General features: G+C 44.7%; 22 protein-coding genes and 1 tRNA gene. 5 read left to right on the top strand and 18 right to left on the bottom strand.

Features of this window, described 5'->3' with window-relative positions; translation table 11 throughout:
- Positions 1 to 184: 184 nt before the first annotated feature.
- On the bottom strand, positions 185 to 598 hold the full coding sequence (locus tag Q0502_RS18570) for a DoxX family protein (RefSeq protein ID WP_298654012.1): 414 nt from the start codon (positions 596 to 598) through the stop codon (positions 185 to 187).
- 273 nt (positions 599 to 871) lie between these two features.
- On the opposite strand from Q0502_RS18570, the gene Q0502_RS18565 reads away from it, so the two are divergent.
- Positions 872 to 2,110 carry an anaerobic sulfatase-maturation protein gene (locus Q0502_RS18565; RefSeq protein WP_298653999.1) on the top strand — a complete coding sequence of 413 codons (1,239 nt, stop codon included), beginning with the start codon at positions 872 to 874 and terminating at the stop codon, positions 2,108 to 2,110.
- 75 nt (positions 2,111 to 2,185) lie between these two features.
- Here Q0502_RS18565 and Q0502_RS18560 read toward each other — a convergent pair whose 3' ends face one another.
- The 12 genes from Q0502_RS18560 to Q0502_RS18505 form a co-directional block, all read right to left on the bottom strand.
- Positions 2,186 to 2,644 (bottom strand): biopolymer transporter ExbD, encoded by a 459-nt coding sequence (locus Q0502_RS18560; RefSeq protein ID WP_298653997.1) that lies wholly within the window; start codon positions 2,642 to 2,644, stop codon positions 2,186 to 2,188.
- Positions 2,645 to 2,646: 2 nt separating this feature from the next.
- Entirely contained in the window at positions 2,647 to 3,273 is a 627-nt protein-coding gene (locus Q0502_RS18555) for a biopolymer transporter ExbD (protein WP_298653995.1), read from the bottom strand.
- Between the two features lie 39 nt (positions 3,274 to 3,312).
- Positions 3,313 to 3,792, bottom strand: coding sequence for a hypothetical protein (locus tag Q0502_RS18550; protein WP_298653993.1), 480 nt, complete (start codon positions 3,790 to 3,792; stop codon positions 3,313 to 3,315).
- Between the two features lie 5 nt (positions 3,793 to 3,797).
- Positions 3,798 to 4,598 (bottom strand): MotA/TolQ/ExbB proton channel family protein, encoded by an 801-nt coding sequence (locus Q0502_RS18545; RefSeq protein ID WP_298653991.1) that lies wholly within the window; start codon positions 4,596 to 4,598, stop codon positions 3,798 to 3,800.
- Positions 4,599 to 4,698: 100 nt separating this feature from the next.
- Positions 4,699 to 4,786: transfer RNA gene (locus Q0502_RS18540), tRNA-Ser, on the bottom strand.
- A 188-nt stretch (positions 4,787 to 4,974) separates the two neighbouring features.
- Complete coding sequence (locus Q0502_RS18535) at positions 4,975 to 5,751, bottom strand: TatD family hydrolase (RefSeq protein ID WP_298653989.1); 777 nt, start codon at positions 5,749 to 5,751, stop codon at positions 4,975 to 4,977.
- Positions 5,748 to 6,443, bottom strand: coding sequence for a hypothetical protein (locus Q0502_RS18530; RefSeq protein ID WP_298653988.1), 696 nt, complete (start codon positions 6,441 to 6,443; stop codon positions 5,748 to 5,750). The genes Q0502_RS18535 and Q0502_RS18530 overlap by 4 nt, the downstream gene beginning before the upstream one ends.
- Before the next feature lie 50 nt (positions 6,444 to 6,493).
- On the bottom strand, positions 6,494 to 7,474 hold the full coding sequence (locus Q0502_RS18525; protein ID WP_298653986.1) for a polyprenyl synthetase family protein: 981 nt from the start codon (positions 7,472 to 7,474) through the stop codon (positions 6,494 to 6,496).
- 70 nt (positions 7,475 to 7,544) lie between these two features.
- Positions 7,545 to 8,246: an energy transducer TonB gene (locus Q0502_RS18520; RefSeq protein WP_298653984.1), complete on the bottom strand. Its 702-nt coding sequence runs from the start codon at positions 8,244 to 8,246 to the stop codon at positions 7,545 to 7,547.
- A gap of 249 nt (positions 8,247 to 8,495) precedes the next feature.
- Entirely contained in the window at positions 8,496 to 9,032 is a 537-nt protein-coding gene (gene hpt / locus Q0502_RS18515) for a hypoxanthine phosphoribosyltransferase (RefSeq protein ID WP_298653982.1), read from the bottom strand.
- A gap of 75 nt (positions 9,033 to 9,107) precedes the next feature.
- A complete protein-coding gene (locus Q0502_RS18510) occupies positions 9,108 to 9,539 on the bottom strand; it encodes a DCC1-like thiol-disulfide oxidoreductase family protein (RefSeq protein ID WP_298653980.1) in 432 nt (143 codons plus the stop codon).
- Between the two features lie 100 nt (positions 9,540 to 9,639).
- Positions 9,640 to 10,356 carry a methyltransferase gene (locus Q0502_RS18505; RefSeq protein ID WP_298653979.1) on the bottom strand — a complete coding sequence of 239 codons (717 nt, stop codon included), beginning with the start codon at positions 10,354 to 10,356 and terminating at the stop codon, positions 9,640 to 9,642.
- Positions 10,357 to 10,459: 103 nt separating this feature from the next.
- Between Q0502_RS18505 and lon the strand changes: the two genes are divergently transcribed.
- The gene (gene lon, locus Q0502_RS18500) at positions 10,460 to 12,931 is read left to right on the top strand and encodes an endopeptidase La (protein ID WP_298654018.1); all 2,472 of its coding nucleotides are present in this window, start codon (positions 10,460 to 10,462) and stop codon (positions 12,929 to 12,931) included.
- Here the strand turns inward: lon and Q0502_RS18495 are convergent.
- Positions 12,926 to 13,879 carry a calcium/sodium antiporter gene (locus Q0502_RS18495; RefSeq protein WP_298653977.1) on the bottom strand — a complete coding sequence of 318 codons (954 nt, stop codon included), beginning with the start codon at positions 13,877 to 13,879 and terminating at the stop codon, positions 12,926 to 12,928. The genes lon and Q0502_RS18495 overlap by 6 nt on opposite strands.
- Before the next feature lie 164 nt (positions 13,880 to 14,043).
- The gene (locus tag Q0502_RS18490; protein ID WP_298653975.1) at positions 14,044 to 14,562 is read right to left on the bottom strand and encodes an RNA polymerase sigma factor; all 519 of its coding nucleotides are present in this window, start codon (positions 14,560 to 14,562) and stop codon (positions 14,044 to 14,046) included.
- Positions 14,563 to 14,963: 401 nt separating this feature from the next.
- Here Q0502_RS18490 and htpG point away from each other — a divergent pair, with 401 nt between their 5' ends.
- Both htpG and coaA read left to right on the top strand, forming a co-directional pair.
- A complete protein-coding gene (gene htpG / locus Q0502_RS18485) occupies positions 14,964 to 16,859 on the top strand; it encodes a molecular chaperone HtpG (RefSeq protein ID WP_298653973.1) in 1,896 nt (631 codons plus the stop codon).
- Between the two features lie 219 nt (positions 16,860 to 17,078).
- Complete coding sequence (gene coaA, locus Q0502_RS18480; RefSeq protein ID WP_298653971.1) at positions 17,079 to 18,029, top strand: type I pantothenate kinase; 951 nt, start codon at positions 17,079 to 17,081, stop codon at positions 18,027 to 18,029.
- Between the two features lie 106 nt (positions 18,030 to 18,135).
- On the opposite strand, the gene Q0502_RS18475 is transcribed toward coaA, so the two are convergent.
- The 3 genes from Q0502_RS18475 to Q0502_RS18465 all read right to left on the bottom strand — a co-directional run bounded on the left by Q0502_RS18475 (position 18,136) and on the right by Q0502_RS18465 (position 20,412).
- The gene (locus Q0502_RS18475) at positions 18,136 to 18,528 is read right to left on the bottom strand and encodes an HIT family protein (protein ID WP_298653970.1); all 393 of its coding nucleotides are present in this window, start codon (positions 18,526 to 18,528) and stop codon (positions 18,136 to 18,138) included.
- Positions 18,529 to 18,639: 111 nt separating this feature from the next.
- Complete coding sequence (gene greA, locus Q0502_RS18470) at positions 18,640 to 19,110, bottom strand: transcription elongation factor GreA (RefSeq protein ID WP_298653968.1); 471 nt, start codon at positions 19,108 to 19,110, stop codon at positions 18,640 to 18,642.
- Between the two features lie 144 nt (positions 19,111 to 19,254).
- Positions 19,255 to 20,412, bottom strand: coding sequence for a TlpA disulfide reductase family protein (locus tag Q0502_RS18465; protein WP_298653966.1), 1,158 nt, complete (start codon positions 20,410 to 20,412; stop codon positions 19,255 to 19,257).
- A gap of 430 nt (positions 20,413 to 20,842) precedes the next feature.
- Here Q0502_RS18465 and Q0502_RS18460 point away from each other — a divergent pair, with 430 nt between their 5' ends.
- Positions 20,843 to 22,708, top strand: coding sequence for a response regulator (locus tag Q0502_RS18460; RefSeq protein WP_298653964.1), 1,866 nt, complete (start codon positions 20,843 to 20,845; stop codon positions 22,706 to 22,708).
- Positions 22,709 to 23,170: the final 462 nt, after the last annotated feature.

Genomic DNA, 23,170 nt, shown 5'->3' with positions numbered 1-23,170 from the left:
GAAGCAAGGGTATTTGGTTGTAGCGGCGCGATATAGTAAGCTTACCCTTTTTTATTACAAACTGCGATAAAAAACCCCCTTCCTCTCAATACGAGAAGAAGGGGATTTTTTTGAATGGGAGACAAACGTCTTTATTCACCTAGCAGACACCCGCGATAACGGGTAAACAAGTCGGCTTTTCGCCTCAGGCAATCTTCGGCAGGAATTTTGCGTCCAAAGAATATCTACCTGGACCGATCAAAATGGATGCAGCAAAGACAATCAACAGATCAAGCGCATGCCCGAATATCATAAAATCATCTCCTGCAGCCAGATGTGTGGACAAAGCAACGATCATTGTACCGGTAAGCATAATAGCTGCAGGCCGAAAGAACAATCCAAGGGCAAAAAGGAGTCCGCCGACCGATTCGGCCACTGCTGCCAGAAACCCCCAGAAAGTCGGAGCGAAATTGATACCGAATATCCCCATACTACCGCCTATGGCAGTCCACATTTCAGGTCCGCCGGAAATTTTGGGAAACCCGTGCAGAAATATCGATATTCCTATACCTACTCTAAAAATTAACCAACCCAACTGTAATAAATTTTCTTTTTTCATACGATTATTTTTTCTTTATGATGTATGGAACTTTAGTGAACCTTTTATGATTAAAATATTCCCTAAAGTTAGAGATTTCCTCCGGATCTTTAATCATTATTTTAATCGTTATTTTTAATTATGTCGGTTTCATACGATTTTATATTATCAGAATAAAGACTTTCCACCTGATCACCTTCCCACCCTATCAACAGGTTCAATATTCAAATTTTTACTTCTCTAAACCTTATAATGATATGAATTGTTTATCTTTGCTTTATAAATAATATCAATATGTCTACATTTGCTCCTTTTGCCAAACCGATGTACGTAATGCTCAAACCCATAGGGTCAAAGTGCAACCTTGATTGCGATTATTGTTATTATTTGGAAAAAGCAATCCTTTATGGCAAGAAAAACCAGGTGATGAGCGAAGAACTCCTCGAACGGTTCATCCAACAATATATTGAATCCCAGACCATGCCGCAGGTAATGTTCACCTGGCATGGCGGCGAAACGCTGATGCGTCCTCTCTCGTTCTATAAAAAAGCGGTAGAACTGCAAAAGAGATACGGGCGCGGGCGGCAGATCGATAATTCCATTCAGACCAACGGCACACTGCTCAACGACGAATGGTGCGCCTTCTTCAAAGAGAACAATTTTCTGGTAGGAATCTCGATCGACGGGCCACAGGATTTCCATGATGAATATCGCCGCGACAAGATGGGCAGGCCCTCGTTCCACCGTGTAATGAAAGGGATACAACTTCTGCAGAAACATGGCGTGGAATTCAACTGTATGGCGGTAGTCAATGATTATAACGTGGATTATCCGTTGGAATTCTACCGGTTCTTCAAAGAGATCGGATGCCAATATATACAGTTCACTCCCATTGTAGAACGTTTACGCAAGAACAATTCTCTACTGAAACTGGCTACTGCACAAGAGAAAGAGGAGGAAGTGGAGTTGGCCCCTTTCACCGTCGATGCCGGGAAATGGGGTGATTTTCTCTGTACCATTTTCGATGAGTGGGTAAAACAGGATGTAGGGAAGATGTTTATCCAGATCTTTGACTCCACACTGGCCAACTGGGTAGGGGAACAGCCGGGAGTATGTACCATGGCCAGGACATGCGGACATGCGGGCGTCATGGAGTTCAATGGTGATGTATACTCATGCGACCACTTTGTTTTTCCCGAATACCGCTTAGGCAATATTTACAGCAGCACACTCACCTCGATGATGTATTCCGAAGAACAACTGAAATTCGGAAATGATAAATTCGATACACTTCCCCGGCAATGCCGTGAATGCGACATGCTTTTCGCCTGCTACGGCGAGTGCCCCAAGAACAGGTTTATAAAGGACAAATACGGGAACGAAGGACTCAATTATCTGTGTAAAGGATATTACAGGTTTTTCTCCCATGTGGCGCCCTATATGGACTTTATGAAGCAGGAATTACTGGCAAAACGTCCGCCTGCCAATGTGATGGAATGGGTACGGCAAGGCGGCGGGAAGGTAAAAAGGTGATCAGGTGGGAATACGGGAAGAAAAAAACCGGATCACTCAAGGTAATCCGGTTCTTTTAGACATCGGTTTCAGTTATCAATTCTCCCCCGCTCGGGCGGAATAACTGATTTTTAATGCGTAAGCCTGTCTCAATGCTTGCTTTACATCTGTAATGTACTGCATCCGCGTATCTTCATCCGCTTTAATGGAAACGGTCATCAACGGTTGATCCGCTTCATTCATACTGGCCTTCTCCTGTGCGATATAATCCTGAATTTCGGTCACCTGGGCGAACCTGTCGTTCAGCTGCATCTGCGTACCGGTACCCAGTCTCGTATCCGTGGGAGGACCAATATTGATATAGGTCACCAATGACTTTTTCTCTAACTTCTGCACTTCCGAAGCGGTCGGTATTTTCATACTTACCATCAACGTCTCCGAACGCATAGTGGTAGTAACCATAAAGAAAAACAAGATGGCGAAAACAATGTCAGGCATAGATGCCGTATTCATCTCAGGCATCTCTCTTTTACCGCTTTTATTAAATTTTCCCATAATTATTGTCCTCCATAATTTTTAGGTTCTGCTTCAGAAATACGTTGAGGATAAAGATCCTGAATTTGTTTCTGCTGTTCTTCCGTCAACTCTCCGTAAGAGGTATTGAAATATTTCCTAGCCCCTTCTTCCCTCAACTCATTGTATGCCCTCACTACCTCGTTCTGTACAGCGATATATGCTTTATAGCTGGTGGTAGCATCGTTCTGGATAGAAACCACATGGGCTGCAGTAACGGGAACAACTCCTATCGGCGCTCCGAAATCCTGTTCTTCCAGTTCGGGCAGTTCAGGACTGTTAGACGTATTCAATATAAACTCTTTCACCTTATCTTTCAGAGCTACCTTTCCACCTGCTTCACCCCGCAACTCAGCTTCGTTGGCGTACCACTCGGTACTTTGCTGGTTTGCCGCCATGGTCTCATTCTGGGCGTTTACCAGAACAACGAAGAGGTTCCTACGCTGCACATCCACAGAAGTTTGATCCGTCGTCGGCGGCGGCAGTCGGCGCGCCAGTCCGGAGTCGACGTCCATGTTCGAAACAAGCAAGAAGAAGGTCAGCAAAAGAAATGAGACGTCGGCCATTGAACTTGCGTTCAATCCCGGAACTTTTCTACTTGATTTTGCCATATAAACACCTTTCTTTAATTTGCTCTTTGATTGAGCCTATTATTTTTTACTTTTGATCAACGGCAAAATAATCATCGCCAGTATGGTGATAACGAACATGATATATGAACTGTAGAGCCACATATCTGTCATCTTCAACGTGGGAGGCCGGTTGTCATTCCCTTCGTATCCGGGAATATTCAAAAGTGTTCCGTCGCCTATCACATAGGTAATCACCAGCAATGCCGCCAATCCCAGAAGAGCCAGAAATCCGCCCATGGTTTTTTTCGGACTCTCTTTCAGTTGGTTCAGGGACGATGCTATTATAAATATAACACAAACAACTACTGTAATTACCAAAAGCGCATATGCCCAGTACAATAAAAGATCCGCAAACTTAGGCTGACTCATATCGGCAACCAGCTTCTCCTGCGCCGGCACCTGTCCCCCCAGATAGAATAACCCCAGCACCACAAGAGTGATCGCAACTCCTATATACAGGGTTAATCTGGAAGTTCTGTGTATTTTCGTTACAGCCATAATAATTACAAGTTTTTATATTTAACGTTATATTTGATTACCTGATCCAGGAAGGTAATGGAAGCATCTTCCATTTTGTTGAGGATACCTTCCATCTTGGAAAGGATATAGTTATAGATTATCTGGAGAATAATGGCAACGATCAGACCGCCTACGGTGGTGATCAAAGCCACCTTCATACCGCCGGCAACAATGGTCGGGCTCATGTCTCCCGCTCTCTGGATATCATCGAAAGCCATTACCATACCTACCACAGTTCCCAAGAACCCAAGCGAGGGGGCAACAGCGATAAAAAGAGTGATCCATGAAAGGTTCCTTTCCAGCAAGCCCGACTGTACGCCACCGTAAGAAACAATGGAACGTTCCACCGCATCGGGTCCCTGGTCGAGACGAAGCAATCCCTGATATACAATCGAAGCAACGGGCCCTCTGGTATTGCGTGCAATATCTTTTGCAGCTTCCACGTCACCCCTCTCCAGTGTATCACCTACTTTATTCAGGAAAGCATCCGGATCCACATCTGCCAGACTCAGGTAAATGATTCTTTCGAGACAGAAAGCCAGACCCAGGATCAAACAGATGGCGATGGTACTCATAAAGCCGGCACCTCCTTCAATAAATTTCACCTTCAGCGCCTGATGAAAACCACCTGATGTTTCATCAACGGTAGCCTGTGTTGTTTCGACCGGAGTAACGGCAACTTGTTCTGTTTCTTCAGCAGGAGTGGCATCTTGTGCTAAAAGAACCGACGACAACCCTACGGACATCATTCCGAAGATTGCTAAAATTGCAAATAACTTTTTCATTGTGTGTTCAATTTTTTTGATTAATGATCTTTGATTTTTTGTATTTATAATTGATTTCTTGTGTTGTTGTTCTAAATAAAATGTGACTTTTCAATTTGTGCGGAGAGAGCGGGATTCGAACCCGCGATACACTTTTGGCGTATACACGCTTTCCAGGCGTGCCTCTTCAACCACTCGAGCATCTCTCCCTAAAGAGGAATAAACATCTCTTCTGAAAGAGATTTTCCCGAAAACGGGTGCAAATTACAAAAAATATTTCATTCCCACTTCATTCGGGAAGCAAAATTACAGAATTTATCGATTATATGCTACTTCTGTCATAATAATTTTAATAAAAAACCCTTTTCACTCTTTCGGTTGAAAAATGAAGGCATACTCACCCAAAAAAATTGAATAATTCCCGTGCATTACGGGTGGTGAGCCAGGCGACTGATTCCTCGCTCTCATCCCATATTCCAGCCAATTGAGCGACAATATACGCCAGATAGGCAGACTCGTTCCTTCTTCCCCTGTATGGCACAGGCGCAAGATAAGGAGAGTCGGTTTCAAGCACTACCCGGTTGGCAGGGCAATGCTTCAGTGTTTCGGACAACCCCGAGTTCTTGAAGGTCACCACTCCATTGATCCCTACCAGAAAATTGCCCAACTCCAATATCGCCTCCAGTTCCGCTTTTGTACCTCCAAAACTGTGAAATACACCTCTTAAGGATTGCACGCCCACTCTCCGGATACTTTTTATCACCTCTTCCGTGGCATCCCTGAAATGGATAGATACAGGGAGGTCTTTTTCGATACTCCATCTTAATTGTTCCTCAAAGGCTTTCACCTGTGCTTCCCGCAACGAGGTATCCCAATGAAGATCCAGCCCTATCTCCCCCACGGCAATGTACTCCCCGCCATTCAACTCCCGGTAGATGGGCTCCAGCTGTTTTTCCCAATCCTTGCCCACACTGGTAGGATGAAGGCCCATCATAGGATAAAAAAAACCGGGATAATTCAATACGCACTGTTTCAGTCGGGGCACGGAAATTTCATCGATATTGGGCAGCAGCACCATCTCCACTCCCGCCTCTATTGCACGTGTTACCACCTTTTGCAGATCATCCTGAAATTCCCCGGCAAACAGATGAGCATGCGTGTCTATGAGATTCATTCCGCTATTTCTCCTTTTCTGTAGTAGTAGACAATACCGTATTCACGATTCCGGGCAAGCCGTTTCTCAGGAGGTAAGTCGATGTTGTGTTTTTCCACCTCTTCCCATATCCCAAAAATAATCCTATCCACTTTTTCCCGATAGTCGCCCACTTCCTGCAAGACACGCGCCGTAGCTTTCTGATGCAATTTCTGGGTCTTATATCCTTCTTTGAAAAGGGTAAACATTACATTTACCTTGGCGATGGACGGATTATAGATTGGCGCACCACCCTGCGCGGTACGCTGACGTTCTCCCTCAATGATCTTCTGCCCCCACTCCAGCAATTGTTCATTGGAAGTCAGATCGGGGACAACCATATGGGCATCTTCCAGTCCGTAGAGCGACAATTGTTCCTCTTTGATTTCGGAGCGCATCACACACATATATAGCACTTGTATGAAATGCGAAATATACATACGGGCATTCTTGGTTTTTCCTGTAAAGGATTTACCGGCTTTCACCTGTGTATCGTACAATTGCTGGTAACGGGCAGATAAAAGTTCGAAATGCGTCAGCACGCTTTTGGCCTCGTCAAGAGCGTTCGTTGAGAATGAGAGTTCCTGAAAATCGGTATCGGCTGCTTTTTCAACTGCCGACCTCAAGGCCCTGATACGGGCGCTGTCTGTATTTGGTAATCTGCGATAGGGCATGTAACTTGCGGCTATGGCTATTTTATAAATAAGCCTTTTCCTTTTCTTTTTTATTTCTCTCTGTACATCAGATTTTCCGACAGGGTGATCAGATCCCTTTTACGGGTGTCGGGGACATTGACTGACGACAGGCAATCGAGCGACGCAAGATAATACTTTTCGATAAGATTTTCAACGACAAATTTCAAATTTAATTCATCATAGAGATTTTTAACAAACCTGATCTTTGCATCGGGATTGTAATCGGTTGCCGTTAACCATCTGTACAGTTCCTCCCTTTGCACACCGTTTGCATTCTTTAAACTCCTGATCAACAGGAAGGTTTTTTTATTGCATAAGATATCGCCTCCTATCTTTTTTCCGAATGTCTCCCGATCGCCATACACATCCAGCAGGTCATCCTTTAACTGAAACGCCAGCCCTATGTTGATACCGAATTTGTAAAGCGAATCGGTATCCGCGGCGGGAGCACCGGCGATGATGGCACCGATCTTCAGGGCACAACCGATGAGCACGGCCGTTTTCAGCCGGATCATCTCGATATATTCCTCTTCCGTAACATCGAAACGTTGTTCGAAGTCCATATCGTATTGTTGTCCTTGACAGATCTCCATGGCTGTAGTAGAGAACAGGTCTAAAATAACGGGAAGCACGCTGACGGGAGTTTTCGCGATATATTTATAAGCCTCGATCACTAACGCATCACCCGAAAGGATAGCACTGTTGTCACTCCATTTCTTGTGTACCGTCGGATATCCCCGCCTCAGATCGGCATCATCCATCAAATCATCATGCACCAGGGAAAAATTATGGAATATTTCTACTGCTAATGCGGCATCCAGAACCTCTTCCGCATTTTTACCAAAAAGATCTGCCGCCATAAGCGTCAAAAGTGGCCTGAGCCTCTTCCCTCCCAGCGACAGCATATATTCGGCGGGAACGAACAGCGTCCGGGGCTGACAATCTCTCAATATCCCCCTGATCGCTCCGTCGACAATTTTTTCAAAAACAGGTATTTTACCACCCATCATTCTAGTAAATATGAGTAAAAAAAGCTGCTTTTGGGATTCAAAAGCAGCTTTCCTTCTTTATATAATCATTTTAGTTTTGCAAGCGGAATACTACCGGCAGTGTAAACCGAACACGTACCGACGATCCACGCTGTTTTCCCGGTTTCCAACGAGGCATCTGTTGGATCACACGGATAGCTTCCCTGTCGAGTGAAGGGTCTACCCCACGTACCACCTGTACGTCGGTAATACTACCGTCCCTTTCTACCACAAAGTTACAAATCACGCGTCCCTGGATACCGTTTTCCTGTGCAATGACCGGATACTTGATATTGTCGCCCAGGAACTTCATCATAGCTGCATTCCCTCCGGGGAATTCCGGTTGTTCTTCCACCACCACGAAGATCTCTTCGGTCACCTCTTCCTCTTTCGGTTTGGGTGGTGGGGGTGGAACATAGGTCTGCATCTGTTTCTGAGACTGGTCGTCTTCAGACTGTATTTCCATTCTTACATCCACTTTTTCGTCTACCACCTCGATGATCTCCGGAGCTTCCGGTTCTGGCGGAGGCGGGGGGGGCGGAGGAGTCGGATCCCGACGAGTAATCTCGATTTCCTCTTCGGCCAAAACATCCTGAACAAGCACGTTCTCGTCCAGTTTTCTGGTTTCGGTCGACCATTCAAAAGCGAAGAAAAGGAGAGAAATACCCAACACCAACCCCATCAGGATGTAGGTGTTCCGTTGTCTTTCCAGATTCGCTTTTGGCGATTTTTTTACTTCATCTTTTTTGCTCATTGTGTGTCTTTTTTTATCTACTGCTTGTTTTTATCACTCCTAAGTTTAAATGCAAAAATAGCTATTTTTTTATTCCGTACCGCAATTTATAGAGAAAATTCCGAAAAAAGAACTTTTTAATTTCTTTTATACGATTATTATATATTTTGCACCCTGTTACATATGGAACCTGCAATGACTTTCAGTTATGCCGGTTTCGTCTTTTTTAATAAGACGATTTAAATCGGGTGAGGTTTAATGGAAACCGCTTTATTTTACCTTATAGATATCTTTCAGATTTCTTCCGTATCCGTCATAATCCAGTCCGTAACCGACGATGAAATCATTGGGGATCTCAAGGGCCACGTAATCGATAGGAAGTTTTTGCCGCAATGCAGCGGGTTTAAACAGCAAAGTGGCTACCTTCACCTCCCGGGGATGATATTTCTCAAGCTCCTTCTTTAATGCAACCATAGTATTTCCGCTATCCACGATATCTTCCACGATCACCACCGAGCGGCCTTCGATACTTTCGTTCAAACCCAGCACCTCCTGCACCCGGTTAGTGGTGGATGTCCCATGATAGGAGGCGAGACGCACAAATGTAATTTCACTGGGGATGGAAACCTCTTTCATCAACTCTCCGGCAAACATAAAAGCACCGTTGAGCACAGCCAAAAAGATAGGATCCTTTCCTTTCAGATCCGAATTTATCCGTCCGGCAATCCGTTTTATTCCCTGTTCAATGATCTCTTGTTCAATAAACAATTCAAACTGTTTATCTCTGATAGTAATGACTTCTTTCACTATTCCGGATTTTTTAAAGCGTCAAAATTACTACTTTTTATGATTCTACGAAAATGAAAATAACTTTTTCGGTATTTATAATGGATTATTCTCAGACAACCATTCCAAGAAATCCACATCGTTCAGAAAAAGTGTTTTTTCTTCTCTGTTAAACACGCGGCAGGTTCGCATGCTGATTTTTTTACGAACTGCTGCCATGCAATCATATCCGATGTCTGAGAGGAAACGGGGAAACACTTTCAGCATTTTATAGAAAATGGAACCGGGATTCAATTGAGAGAAAATATAGGAAACCGCTTCCGATTTGACTAAGAATTCCGTCCCATCCTTAAAGATGACGATGGAGTCTAAAGTCGCCTTCTTATCAAAATGCAAGAACAAATCGTTGGCGAAATCTGATTGCAATGATGCAAACCTGAAAACCCGGCCGGCATCTCTATCTATGATCCATTGCACCCAACGATGACAGAAGCCACATTCTCCGTCGTAAAAAACAATGGGTTTCATTTTCCTATTGATTATAAAAAAACAAAGATAAAAATAATTCAATGAAAGGAATCAAAAGGAGTCGGTTTTAAAACACTTTCGAAAAAGACCGGATAAAAATTCAGAGATGTAGGTAAAAACCACTTACCAAGTCGGAGAAATCTTTGGTGTATTGATGCCGGCTATTTTCGATGATCAGCGAACTTGTTTCAGTAAGGCCGGTATGTCGCAGGGTCAACTCAGTCAATAGTCGCTTCGGTTCGGTACCCGGCAAAGGATATACAATGGTTTTCCTTTTCATATAAAATGTATGCTTTTCACACAGGCACTTTAATTCGTCGCTCTTATCGTAGGGAAGAATAAGGGAAAGCGTTCCGTCGTTTTTAAGGCAACCCTGAGCGGATAACAATAAATCATCCAATGTCAGCGAGACGGAATGCCTTGCTTTTGCCCGTTCTTTATCCGGGGGCAAAAGAGAATCTGAAAAGTAAGGCGGATTGGAAACAATCAGGTCGAAACGTTTCGAAGTATTTTGAACAAACTGCCGGAAAGCAGAAAATTCCACGGTAATTCTGTCAGAAAAGGGGGAATTCCCGATATTTTCCATCGCCTGTCCCACAGCATTTTCATCCACATCAATAGCTATCACCTTTGCGAGAAGATTGCGCTGAGCCACCATTAATGCGATGAGTCCGGTGCCTGTTCCCACATCCAGTATCTCTGCCGCATTTTCCATGCTCGTCCAGGCCCCAAGCAGCACACCATCGGTTCCCACCTTCATGGCACACTTATCGTGAAAAACGGTGAATTGCTTGAATCGGAACCAGGGATTACCCATCACGGAACAAATTTTGATATATTTGGCACGGATTTTGTCTTATCCTATACAAAACTAAAACAAAAGTAAACATTTTTCTGTTTTGATGACAGAGATAGCTAAAATGATGAATCCATTCAAAAAATATATGACGCCTGAAGAGGCTCCCGAAGCAAATGTAATATCTTTCATTGCCAACGACTTCGTTGACGGCAACCAGGAGATCGACGAATCCCGGTTAAAGGAGACCCTTCCCTTGCTCCCTTTGCGCAATACCATCGTTTTTCCGGGGAGTACGCTCCCCATATCCGTGGGAAGAAAAAAATCGCTGGATCTGATCAAATCGCTTGGCAAGAAACAAAAATATATCGGACTGGTATGCCAGAAAGACTCGTCTGTGGACGACCCCGAAGAGGGCGATCTTTATCCGATCGGTGTGATCGCCGAAGTGATCCGTGTTATTGAACTTGGAGATAACAACTTCAGCATCATCGTACAGGCAAAGAAACGGTTTGAGTGGCAGCAGATCACACAGACCGAACCCTATATAAAGGCAACGTTCAGGCTGAGGGACTATGTAAAAGCGTCGAGAGAGGATAAAGAGTTCAAGGCGATCCTCGACTCCATCCGTGATTCCCTGCTCCATATGCTGCACCTGCTGGGAGAACCGCCCAAAGAGTTGACACAAACCATTAGCAGTGAATCTTTTTCCGATATGCTTATCAGCTACAGCGGCACCAACCTGCCCCTCGAGGGTCATGAAAAGCAGGAGTTGCTGAGTATCAACGACGAAAAAGAGCAGGCCTACCGCCTGTTGATGATCCTCAACCGCGAGTCTCAGGTACTGGAACTGAAGATGAACATCCAGATGAAGACCCGGGAAGACCTCAATCAACAGCAGAAAGAGTATTTTCTTCAGCAGCAGATCAAGACCATCCAGGAAGAACTGGGAGGGAATACCCAGCAGATCGAGATCAATGAATTCAGGAAACAGGCGAAGGAGAAGAAATGGAGCGAAGAGGTAGGAAAAACATTTGAAAAAGAGATACAAAAACTGGAACGTCTGAACCCGCAATCACCCGATTATTCGGTACAGTTCGGATACCTTCAGACCATTCTCGACCTGCCGTGGGGTGAATACACCAAAGACAATTTCAATTTGAAGAACGCCCAGAAGGTGCTCGACAAAGACCACTTCGGTATGGAGAAAGTAAAGGAACGTATTATTGAACACCTGGCCGTACTGAAACTCAAAGGCGATCTAAAATCTCCCATCCTGTGCCTTTACGGCCCTCCGGGTGTGGGAAAGACCTCCTTGGGCAAATCCATCGCCGAGGCACTTAACCGCAAATACGTACGCGTTTCGCTCGGCGGGCTGCATGATGAAGCCGAGATCCGCGGCCACCGCCGCACCTATATCGGCGCCATCCCGGGCAGGATCATCCAGAACATACAGAAAGCCGGCGCTGGAAATCCTGTGTTCGTACTGGATGAGGTGGATAAGATAGGGAATGATTTCCGGGGCGACCCATCCTCAGCGCTGCTCGAGGTACTGGACCCGGAACAAAATTCCGCATTTCACGACAACTATCTCTCTATTGATTATGATCTGTCGAAAGTGCTTTTCATTGCTACGGCGAACAATCTGAACTCCATTCCCCAACCGTTGCTCGACCGCATGGAACTGATCAACGTGGGAGGCTATATAACGGAAGAGAAGATCGAGATCGCCCATCGCCATCTTATCCCCAAAGAGCTTCAGAATCACGGTATCGAAAAAGGGGCTTTCTCTGTTTCCAAGCCCGCCCTGCAAAAGATCATCGAAAACTATACAAGAGAGTCGGGCGTGCGTGAACTGAATAAAAAAATTGCCAAAATCATGCGGAAGGTAGCCCGGAAGATCGCGTCGGATGAGCCCTATCCGAAAATCCTCAAAATATCCGACCTGAAAGAATACCTGGGTATGGAAGAATACAGCAGGGACAGTTATCAGGGCAACCAATATGCGGGTGTAGTAACAGGGCTGGCATGGACCGCAGTGGGTGGTGAGATCCTTTTCGTGGAAAGTTCACTCAGCAGAGGGAAAGGGGCTAAACTCACCCTCACCGGGAATCTGGGGGATGTAATGAAAGAATCGGCGATGCTGGCCATGGAATATGTGCATTCCCATGCACAAGAACTGGGGATCGATTCCGGAATATTCGAGAACTGGAACACCCACGTCCATGTGCCGGAAGGCGCCATACCCAAGGACGGTCCGTCGGCAGGCATCACAATGATCACTTCGCTGGCTTCGTTATATACCCAACGGAAAGTGCGCCCCAACCTGGCAATGACCGGCGAAATCACCCTGCGCGGGAAAGTACTTCCCGTAGGTGGTATCCGCGAAAAGATCCTTGCCGCCAAACGGGCGGGTATCAAAGAGATCATCCTCTGTAAGGAGAATAAGAAAGATATCGATGAGATCAACGCCGAATATGTGAAGGGACTGACCTTCCACTATGTAGGAGATGTGAAGGAGGTGCTGGATCTTGCGCTCATGAACGAGAAAGTAGATAGCCCGAAAGATTTTTCGGATACCCCTTCTATTTTATGATACGGAGAGTTTGATGAAAAAATAAATCAGATAAAACAAGATAAAGGCTACTCCCTGCCATCGGGTAATACGGGTGCTTGTCTTCATAAAGATCCATAACAGCAGGCTGATGCCTATCACGAACAGACTGTCCATAGAACTGATATCAGGCGTACTGATCGGATGGATCAATCCCGCCACCCCCAGGATAAACAGGATATTGAAGATATTTGATCCCACCACATTCCCTATCGCTATATCGGCCCGTTTTTTCATGGCCGCCACCACCGACGTGGCCAGCTCCGGCATACTGGTCCCTGCTGCCACAATGGTGAGTCCTATCATTGCTTCCGACATCCCCAGCCGCCCCGCAATAATTACCGCGTTCTCCACCAGCAAGCCGGAACCGTACACCAGGCCCAGTAACCCCACTCCGATAAACAGAATATCCAATGTCCAGTGTTTGCTCAAACGAATCTCAATCTCGATCTCATTTTCGTTATCATGATCCTTTACTTGTGCACTGTTCTTTTTTGAACTGATCAGAAGATATCCGGTATAGGAGACGAACAGAACAATAAACACCAGGGCTTCGATCTTCGAGATTTCGAAATCGAGAAACAACAGGAAAAACAACAGTGCTACCAGTACCATCACCGGCACATCGAACTTCAACAACTGCCTCTTCACCGCCAACGGGTAGATCATGGCCGACAGCCCCAGAATAATTCCTATATTAAAAAAGTCCGAACCCAGTACGTTGCCGATAGAGAGTGCACTCTGCCCGTTCAAAGCAGCCTTTACGCTCACCACCAGTTCCGGCGCGCTGGTGCCTATGGAAACAATGGTCAGTCCGATTACCAATGGACTGATGCCTATACGTTTCGCCAGTGACGATGCCCCGGAAACCAAACCTTCCGCGCTAAAATACAAAATAACCAGCGAAAGTAATAACCAAATAATCTCCATAATCCCATCTATTTTTCAATTACGATAAAATATATATTGCTATTTCAGTCCATAAGCAGAGAAATCACCGTATCCAAAAATATTCTATCTACTCATAAAAAAACCCCTTTACGTAAAAGGGGTTTCATGCACTGTTTTTCGTTCTTTACTCTTTATCCTCTATCTTACTCAGCGTAAAATCTAAAATCCTTAAGTAGCTCCTGAAGCCTTTTCCTGGCGAAAAATATCCTGCTTTTTACAGTTCCAATCGGTAATCCGAGGTGTTTGGCGATCTCTTCATATTTGTATCCTGAAACATGCATCGAAAAGGGCACCTTGTATTCATCGGTAAAACTGTTGATCGCCTTGTTGATCTCCTTGATCGTATAAGCCCCGTCGGGAGTATCGAAACCGGAATCCTGCGGCAGATTCAGATGATACAGGTTCTCGGTCTTGTCGATAATAGTCTGGCTCCTGACGATCTTGCGATAATTATTTACAAAAATATTATGCATGATGGTGAAAACCCACCCTTTGAAATTTACATTCTCATAATATTTTTCCTTATTATCCAGTACACGAAGAGTTGTTTCCTGCAACAAATCTTTGGCTTCTTCCCTGTCGGCTGTCAATGTCAATGCGAAATTGAACATGTTGTCCTGCAGCCCCAATAGCTGTTTTTCGAAAGAAATCTTTGTTTTCATAAGCGATGCGCTTTAGTTGTGTTAAATGACCGTTGTCTTTGCAAATATAAAAAGATATATTTAAAACCTGTCTCATTCATGCACGTAAAAACGATTAATGATTGTTAATAAAAAAAGAATACCCGAAATTGCACTGATAAACAGGTAGATAAATAGCAAAAAAAGCATCTTTGATAACCTTGATAACAGATAAAAATTATTTATATACCTGCTTATAGAATAAATTATTGTAATAAATACGGAAATTTAAGTTTTTTAGATTGATTCTAAATAGGAACTTCCGATTACGAACAGGAACTTTATATGTTAATTCCCTCTTCTGACAGGTGGCTTTATGGCATACAATTTGCATCGGGAGGGTATGATCAGATGTGAAAGATAAACCACTAAACAATAAATATATGGTACAAAAAGGACAGATAGGGGTAACGACTGACAATATTTTCCCCATTATCAAAAAGTTTCTCTATAGCGATCATGAGATTTTTATCCGTGAGATCGTATCGAACGCGGTGGACGCCACCCAGAAAATGAAAACTCTGGCCGATGTAGGCGATTTTAAAGGTGAGTTGGGCGATCTCTCCATACATGTTTTTATCGATAAAAAGAAGAAAACGCTCACGGTCACCGACCGCGGCATCGGCATGACTGCCGGAGAGGTGGACAAATACATTAATCAGATAGCGCTTTCCTCCGCCAATGATTTCCTGGATAAATACAAGGAAAACGCGAATGCCATCATTGGCCATTTCGGATTGGGGTTCTACTCCTCCTTCATGGTGTCCGGAAAAGTGGAGATCATCACCAAATCCTACAGGGAGGATGCACAAGCCGTGAAATGGTCATGCGACGGTACGCCGGAATTCACCATGGAGGAGGTTGAAAAAAAGGATCGCGGAACCGACATCATCCTATATATAGATGAGGATAACAAGGAATTCCTGGAAAAAGAAAAGGTTGAATCGTTACTCAAAAAATATTGTAAATTCCTCTCCGTACCGGTCGTTTTCGGAAAAAAACAGGAGTGGAAAGACGGAAAATACGTGGACACGGAAGAAGATAATATCGTCAACGACACCAATCCGCTATGGCGGCAGAAGCCGGCAGGATTAAACGAAGAAGACTACCTGAAATTCTATCGTGACCTGTATTCATTCTCCATGGCGGATGAGCCCATGTTCTGGATCCATCTGAATGTGGATTACCCGTTCCACCTTACCGGCATCCTCTATTTTCCGAAAATAAAAAGCAACCTCGATCTGCAACGCAATAAGATACAGCTTTACAGCAATCAGGTTTTCGTGACCGATTCGGTGGAAGGGATAGTCCCTGAATTCCTTACGCTACTGCACGGCGTGATCGATTCGCCCGATATCCCGCTGAATGTCTCCCGCTCTTACCTGCAAAGCGACCAGAACGTGAAAAAGATCTCGAACCATATCACGAAAAAAGCAGCCGACAAGTTGGAAGAGTTATTCAAAAAAGAGCGTACCCGGTATGAAGAAAAATGGGATAGCCTGAAACTCTTTATTGAATACGGAATGCTCTCCGACGAAAAATTTTGCGACAGGGCCATCAAATTTTCCTTATTGAAAAATATGGAAGGTAAATATTTCACTCCGGAAGAATACAAAACCCTTACCGAAACAACGCAGACCGACAAAAACGGAGACCTCATCTACCTCTATGCCAGCGACCGGCAGGACCAATACAGTCATATCGAGGCGGCGAAGGAAAAAGGTTACGATGTGCTTCTGATGGACGGTCAACTCGATATCCACTGGATGGGACTTCTGGAACAAAAATCGGATAAGACCCGCTTTGTGAGGGTGGACAGCGATACCATCGGACATATCATCGAAAAGGAGGAGACGACAAAAGTAGAATTGACCGATAAACAGAAAGAGAATATGTCGGAAGCGGTGAAATCGCAACTGCCGCCCATGGAAAAAACGGAATTCAATGTCGATTTCAAAGCGCTCGGAGAGACCTCCAGGCCTGTTCAGATCACGCAGAACGAGTTCTCCAGGCGGATGAAAGAGATGGCCGCCATGCAACAGCAAATGGCTTTCTACGGTGAGATGCCCGACACATATCAGATAGTATTGAATGTACAGCACCCGATGGTCAAAGCGCTCATCGACAAGAGTGAACACAAGGACAAAGAGCAGCTCCTGGCGCAAGTCTCGGCCGACAACCGTTTGAAACAGATGGTCGACCTGGCCCTTCTCTCCAACGGAATGCTCAAAGGAGAAGCATTGAGCAACTTCGTAAAAAGAAGTTTCGAAATGATTTGATTCAAGATTTCAGATTCAAGATTCAAGATTCAAAATCTTGAATTGAATTGAAAATCGACGTAATCAAATTATGAATTGAAAATCAACGTAGTCAAATCGTGAAATTTTCACTTTTAATGATATTCATGGTCGTTTCACCAAGAATCAATCGAGTAAAAAACCGGTAAACGGGTTCCGTTTACCGGTTTTTCGTCTATCTTTGCAGCAAAAAGCAGTGCAATGAATAAAGCCTACGAGGTGACCTTTTCTCCTTTTCGCGCCTTCACCCGTGAGGAGTGGAGTACACTGGAGGAGCATCCCATGTTTCCTATTTCTGATATAGATCTCACCAAACTGCAGGCGCTCAATGAGCCGCTCACCCTCAGCGAAGTGGAAAATATCTACATTCCCATGATCCGGCTGTTACAGATTCATCTCACCCACTACCGCAACCTGCACAAAGAACGGGATCAGTTTTTCTCCAACACAAGCAAACCCATCCCCTACATCATCGGCATTGCCGGTAGTGTGGCGGCAGGAAAGAGTACAACGGCCCGGGTATTGCAAAAACTGCTTTCCATGACACCGGAGCAACCAAGGGTAGAACTGATCACCACCGACGGCTTCCTCTATTCCAATGATGAGTTGCAAAAGAGGGGCCTGCTGAACAAGAAAGGATTTCCCGAGAGCTACAATGCCAAACAATTGCTGGCATTCCTTGCAAGTGTGAAATCAGGGCGGGATATGCTCGAAGTCCCCGTCTATTCGCATCTCTATTATGATGTGATCCCAGACGCGATCCAAACCGTTGAACGACCCGATATCCTCATCGTGGAAGGGATTAATGTGTTACAGGTCTCACCGGGTAAAAAAATGCGAAGAAGGGTCTTTGTGTCTGATTTCTTCGATTTTTCCATTTATGTGGATGCGAGTGAGAAAGATCTGCGTGAGTGGTATCTGGAACGATTTAAGAAACTGCAACAGACGGCTTTTCAGGATCCTTCCTCCTATTTCCATAAATACGCCTCTTATTCGGAAAAGAAACTGCTGAAATTTGCCAACAAGGTGTGGGATGAGATCAATCTGCCCAATCTGTTGCATAATATTCTCCCTACCCGCTTCCGGGCCGATCTGATCCTTGAAAAAGGAGAATGCCATTTTGTCAGAGGTATACGCATCAGGAAAATATAACCACCGCCGTTACTTCTAAAGATATTTACGGAGCATCTCACATACGGGAAATAAAAAAAGATGAGCCTCGCAGGAAACCCATCTTATTTTATCGTGATTCAATTTTCTACAACATTTGCCGGATCTTCTCCGCAATTTCCTCGAACTCTTCCGCCGGGAGTTGGAGTTTCGGGTTGGCAAGGCTCATATCTCCCTCTTTCCGGATGGGAATCAGATGGATATGTGCATGCGGCACCTCCAGGCCGATTACCATCATCCCCACCCTCTTGCAGGAAACAGCCTTTTCAATCGCCTTCGCCACCTTTTTGGCAAAAACAGCCATATCGCCCAGAAGAAGATCATCCAGATCGAAAAGGTAGTCGGTCTCCTGTTTAGGAACGACCAATGTGTGGCCCTTTGACATAGGGCTTATATCCAGGAAAGCATAAAACCGGTCGTCTTCGGCTATTTTATAGGAAGGGATCTCACCCGCGATAATTCTGCTGAAAATAGTTGCCATTTGAAAATTAAAAGTGGAAAAGTGAAAAACTAAATCCACGTAGTTAAAAGTAAAAAATTAGAAGCCCTGAATCTTGAATCTGAAATCTTGAATCCTGAATCCTGAATCTATTCAAATCGAGATTTCCACGATTTCAAATGTCATCATACCCGACGGCACTTTAATTTCGGCCACATCACCCACTTTTCTCCCCAGCAAACCCTGGGCAATAGGAGTGTTCACGGCAATCTTACCGCTCTTCAGGTCAGCCTCGCTCTCCGATACAAGCATATAAGTCATCATCTTCTTGGTATGCAGGTTTTTGATCGTCACTTTGTTCATGATCTGCACCTCATCTGTACCAATAGCGTTCTCATCAATGAGGCGGGCATTGGCAACAAGATTTTTCAATTGGGATATCTTCGCTTCCAGCATACCTTGCGCCTCTTTTGCCGCGTCATATTCGGCATTTTCCGACAGGTCCCCTTTATCTCTCGCTTCGGCAATCTGGCGTGATATTTCAGGTCTCTGTACAGATTCCAGTTCTATCAATTCTTCCTTCAATTTCCGAAGGCCTTCTTCGGTCATATACGTTACAGCCATAATCTCTTTTTTTATTCTCAAAACTCAACGTAAAGAAAAAGAATTCCGGCCTTTTATTACAAGACCGGAACCCCTTTTTTCCATGTTAATACTTTTACAAAGATAGCACTTTATTACCATTACACAAAATTTTCCGGATATGTTTTACAACACCTTATCCAGTTCGCCGGACAACTGACCATAATCCTCAATCCGGGCTATGATGTCTCCTTCCCGGTTGATGAGGAACGCCGTGGGGATCTGGCGCACATTATAGGTGGCCAGTAATGTGGTATTGACCGATTGGGGATCTCTTACGGTAAGCCAGGGGAGATTGGCAGCCGATGTTTTCCAGAAATGCTCATCCGAGTCGAACGAGATCTGATATATTTCAAAGCCCCGTGAATGGTATCGTGCATAGAGGCTGTTCAGCTCCATATTGTGTTTGGGTGAAAAATCGGCACCGTACACTACAAAATCGAGCAGTACCACCTTCCCGTTCAGGGATGATAACGCCACTTTCCGTCCATCCACTTCAGACAGGACAATATCGGGTAAACCCGTTCCCTCTTTCACCGGGATGTTCTCGAACAGTTTTGCCTGCTGTTCCTGCTGTCTCCGTGTTCTCAGCGCGTTCATGGTAAATTCATACAGATGTTTCGTCCTTTCGGTACCGGGATAATATCGATTCCATGAAGTAGCCACCGCGCCGAACATAGCATAATCCTGCCTGTTGTAGGGATCGAAGATCAGATAATCGTTTATTTTCTGGAAGATGGCATAATAGGCTGCCGCACCCGAGGGATTTCCCAGCACCAGCCGCGATACCGCCGTTTTATATTTCTGCAATGCGGTATCCAGTTGTGCGATGAACGTCATGTCGTCGATTGATCCGGCCTTATGCCGGTCTTCGAGGTTGGTGATCTCACGGGCGGCCAAACGGGTAAGGGCATCCACCTCTTTTATCTGGTCATTGGCGGGCGAATTTTCTACCGTAAACGAATAGTACAAGTCCGGGGCATCGGCGCTGACACGGAGAGTTTCCGTCGAATCCACCGCGAAGACGGCGATCCGGTCCCCGATACGCAACTGGTAGAACTCGGGGTTTTCGGGGGCTGGCTGCCTGAAGGCAAACGATCCCTCGTTTTTCAATACCGTGGAATCGAGTGCTCTGACACCCGCCAGGCCGCGATGTTCCAGATACAATGTATCTCCCTCCGCAGAGCCGATATTTCCCTCCACTTTAAAAGTCTCCCCCTGTTTACAGGAAAAAAGCACCGTACCGGCCAGCAAGACCGGCCACAATCTTCCCAATAATTTCATATTTATTTATCTTTATTTTTTAGATCGAATGAGATTGAAGGAGATCGAAGGAGATTAAACAACACATCAACACATCTGCAAATCTTCATTCCTTCGCAAATTTACATGATTTTCTTTTGAAACCGATACGATTCGAATAATTATTCCACATTCCCGACACTTCAGCCGGACTCCGCACAGATCAGTAAATCCGTCTTCGCATCTCATAGATTAACCAAGATAGGGCAAACTTAAAAAAATGCTAATTGTGGAGTTCATGATATTCCATTATGAAAAAAATATATTGTTAAAGATAAATAAAAAATCAGTCTTCGACCTATCAGCGTTTATGGGGAATTTTCAACATAAAAAAATGCCGGCATATTAGGAAAAAAAAGCATTATATTGCAAACCCAATATAGAGGTACGTATAAAACAAAATTCAAACATTGTGGAAACTCTTATTCTCTTGCTTCAAGTAAAAGAATACCTTATCAATTTACATCCTATGGAGCTATTTTACCTGCATCCATGCAATTTATCGCCGGACAACCTCCTTCCGTCCGGTATATCCGCCGAAGCCGTTTTTCTGCCAGTGTTGAACATACAGCTCCCCGATGTTTATTCCGGAAGAACAAGCATATATATCGGAGCGATCCTGTTCGTATTCGCCTTACTGACCCTATTATTCTCCCTCTTCGAGCGGATGAAAAACAATCGCATGCAGCAACAGGAAGAACGGCTCCTCAGTGATATCTTCGCCAAGATCACCCATGAACTCCGCACCCCGCTCACCGTCATCCTTGGGTTAAGCAAGCAACTCAAGGACCAAAAGAACCTGTCCAACGGCAATTTATCCACTTATCTCAACGCGATTGAACGGCAGGGAAGGAGCCTCTCCGATCTGGTGAACCAGCTGCTCGATATTGCCAATCTACAAACGTCCGACAAAACCGTGGAATGGAAAACCGGCAATATAGTCACTTTTGTGGAGATGATATCGGAAACCTTCCGTATTTATGCAAAGCAGAAGGAAATCGAGTTGTTCTTTTTCAGTAGTGAAACGGAGATTGAAACCGATTTCGTACCCGATTATCTTCAAAAGATCCTGTACAACCTTCTTGCCAACGCCATCAATTACAGCGACGAAGGTACCCGTATCAACCTTATCCTGGAAAGGGACACAAAAACCCGGCAAAAGATGATCATCAAAGTGATCGATCATGGAAAAGGGATCGGCAAGGAGATGCTTCCCCATATCTTCGACCTGTTTTACAAGAGCCCGCATGCGGGAATGGAAACCCCTGCCGGCAGTGGGATAGGGCTTACGCTCGTCAAACAGCTCACGGAAGCCCTGGGCGGTACTGTCCGGGTGGAAAGCGAAGTGGAAAAAGGATCTACGTTTACGGTCGAGTTACCTGTGCGGAAAAGTGAAAAACAGCTTTATTCATTCTGGAAGCCCGAAAAGAATATTCCGTATCCCGTAGCGGAAACTCCAACCCAGGAGGAAACCAAAAGGTTTATTTCTTCCGAAACTGATGAAGACGATCTCCGTAACACCATCTTATTAGTCGAAGACAATAAAGACATCGCCCTTTATATCCGTTCCATGTTCCCTCAGGAACAATACAATATCATATATGCCTCCAACGGGGAGAAAGCATGGGATATGGCTAATAAACAAATTCCGGACATCGTGATCACCGATGCGGTCATGCCGAAAAAAAACGGTATTGAATTATGCAGGGAGATAAAGGGATCGCCGCTGCTCAACCATATCCCTGTAATCATTATTTCCGCAAAAAACAAGGAAACGGATCTGATCGAGGGTTTAAGGAGCGGGGCCGACTGTTATATCCGCAAACCCTTTTACGCAGAAGAACTGCAGATACGCGTGGAGAATCTGCTGGAGACACGCCAGCTTCTGAAAGAGAAATACTACAGGACCGTACTGAAAGAAGAAAAAGCGGAATCGGGTGATAACAATATGAATACAGACTTCCTGCGTCATGTCACCGATATTATCTACCGTGAAATAAAAAATCCCGACTTCACTCCCGGAAAGCTGGCTCAGGAGCTGGCTATCAGTGTGTCTCAACTGAATAAAAAACTGAACGCCATCACGGGGTATCCCTCCTCCACTTATATTCTGCAGGTGAAGCTCCGGCATGCGAAAAAGATCTTTACCACATATAACAAGACCATCGGCGAAGTAGCAGCCGAATGCGGCATCTACGATGTGAATTATTTCTCCCGGATATTTAAAAAACATACCGGAATTACCCCTACTCAATTCAAACGTTTACCCCAAAATTAAGATACCGGCAAGCCTTATAAATATATCATCAAAAACAGGCAAAAGGGTTTTCTTTAACCTGAAAAAAATTCCGCATAAGAATAAAGTAGCATATCCATCCCGCTATTTTTCAATAATTTAACTTCAATCAATGCGCAAATAATCCTAACCGGTATAAATGTTAAAGCCTGTTTTATGCTAAATTTAACGAAATAAATCCTAACCGGGGGTTAGGGAAAAGCGTAAGTTTGTCATCAAAATAAATACCAGTTCAAAGGGACGTCCCGATATTTCCAAACGTTCGGAACCGGTAAAAACAGAAAAGCGAAAAAAACCGGCAAACGGTCGGAAGATTATCGGCAAACGGGCAAAAAAATTGCTCCAAGCGTAAACAAAAATGAAACCAACAACTAAACAGAGGTCACATTCAATCTTTTAGAGCAAACTCACAATATTAATTTCCATGTCTCCTCTTACGCGGTA

The organism is uncultured Proteiniphilum sp. (assembly GCF_937873925.1).
In the GTDB taxonomy this organism is placed as follows: domain Bacteria; phylum Bacteroidota; class Bacteroidia; order Bacteroidales; family Dysgonomonadaceae; genus Proteiniphilum.
The sequence above is the reverse complement of the archived record's forward strand: the minus strand, read 5'-3'. Positions and strand labels throughout refer to the sequence as shown.

Coding starts and splice junctions, on each gene's coding strand:
- Q0502_RS18570 (WP_298654012.1), bottom strand. CDS start 598: ATGAAAAAAGAAAATTTATTACAGTTGGGTTGGTTAATTTTTAGAGTA.
- Q0502_RS18565 (WP_298653999.1), top strand. CDS start 872: ATGTCTACATTTGCTCCTTTTGCCAAACCGATGTACGTAATGCTCAAA.
- Q0502_RS18560 (WP_298653997.1), bottom strand. CDS start 2,644: ATGGGAAAATTTAATAAAAGCGGTAAAAGAGAGATGCCTGAGATGAAT.
- Q0502_RS18555 (WP_298653995.1), bottom strand. CDS start 3,273: ATGGCAAAATCAAGTAGAAAAGTTCCGGGATTGAACGCAAGTTCAATG.
- Q0502_RS18550 (WP_298653993.1), bottom strand. CDS start 3,792: ATGGCTGTAACGAAAATACACAGAACTTCCAGATTAACCCTGTATATA.
- Q0502_RS18545 (WP_298653991.1), bottom strand. CDS start 4,598: ATGAAAAAGTTATTTGCAATTTTAGCAATCTTCGGAATGATGTCCGTA.
- Q0502_RS18535 (WP_298653989.1), bottom strand. CDS start 5,751: ATGAATCTCATAGACACGCATGCTCATCTGTTTGCCGGGGAATTTCAG.
- Q0502_RS18530 (WP_298653988.1), bottom strand. CDS start 6,443: ATGCCCTATCGCAGATTACCAAATACAGACAGCGCCCGTATCAGGGCC.
- Q0502_RS18525 (WP_298653986.1), bottom strand. CDS start 7,474: ATGATGGGTGGTAAAATACCTGTTTTTGAAAAAATTGTCGACGGAGCG.
- Q0502_RS18520 (WP_298653984.1), bottom strand. CDS start 8,246: ATGAGCAAAAAAGATGAAGTAAAAAAATCGCCAAAAGCGAATCTGGAA.
- Q0502_RS18510 (WP_298653980.1), bottom strand. CDS start 9,539: ATGAAACCCATTGTTTTTTACGACGGAGAATGTGGCTTCTGTCATCGT.
- Q0502_RS18505 (WP_298653979.1), bottom strand. CDS start 10,356: ATGGGTAATCCCTGGTTCCGATTCAAGCAATTCACCGTTTTTCACGAT.
- lon (WP_298654018.1), top strand. CDS start 10,460: ATGATGAATCCATTCAAAAAATATATGACGCCTGAAGAGGCTCCCGAA.
- Q0502_RS18495 (WP_298653977.1), bottom strand. CDS start 13,879: ATGGAGATTATTTGGTTATTACTTTCGCTGGTTATTTTGTATTTTAGC.
- Q0502_RS18490 (WP_298653975.1), bottom strand. CDS start 14,562: ATGAAAACAAAGATTTCTTTCGAAAAACAGCTATTGGGGCTGCAGGAC.
- htpG (WP_298653973.1), top strand. CDS start 14,964: ATGGTACAAAAAGGACAGATAGGGGTAACGACTGACAATATTTTCCCC.
- coaA (WP_298653971.1), top strand. CDS start 17,079: ATGAATAAAGCCTACGAGGTGACCTTTTCTCCTTTTCGCGCCTTCACC.
- Q0502_RS18475 (WP_298653970.1), bottom strand. CDS start 18,528: ATGGCAACTATTTTCAGCAGAATTATCGCGGGTGAGATCCCTTCCTAT.
- greA (WP_298653968.1), bottom strand. CDS start 19,110: ATGGCTGTAACGTATATGACCGAAGAAGGCCTTCGGAAATTGAAGGAA.
- Q0502_RS18465 (WP_298653966.1), bottom strand. CDS start 20,412: ATGAAATTATTGGGAAGATTGTGGCCGGTCTTGCTGGCCGGTACGGTG.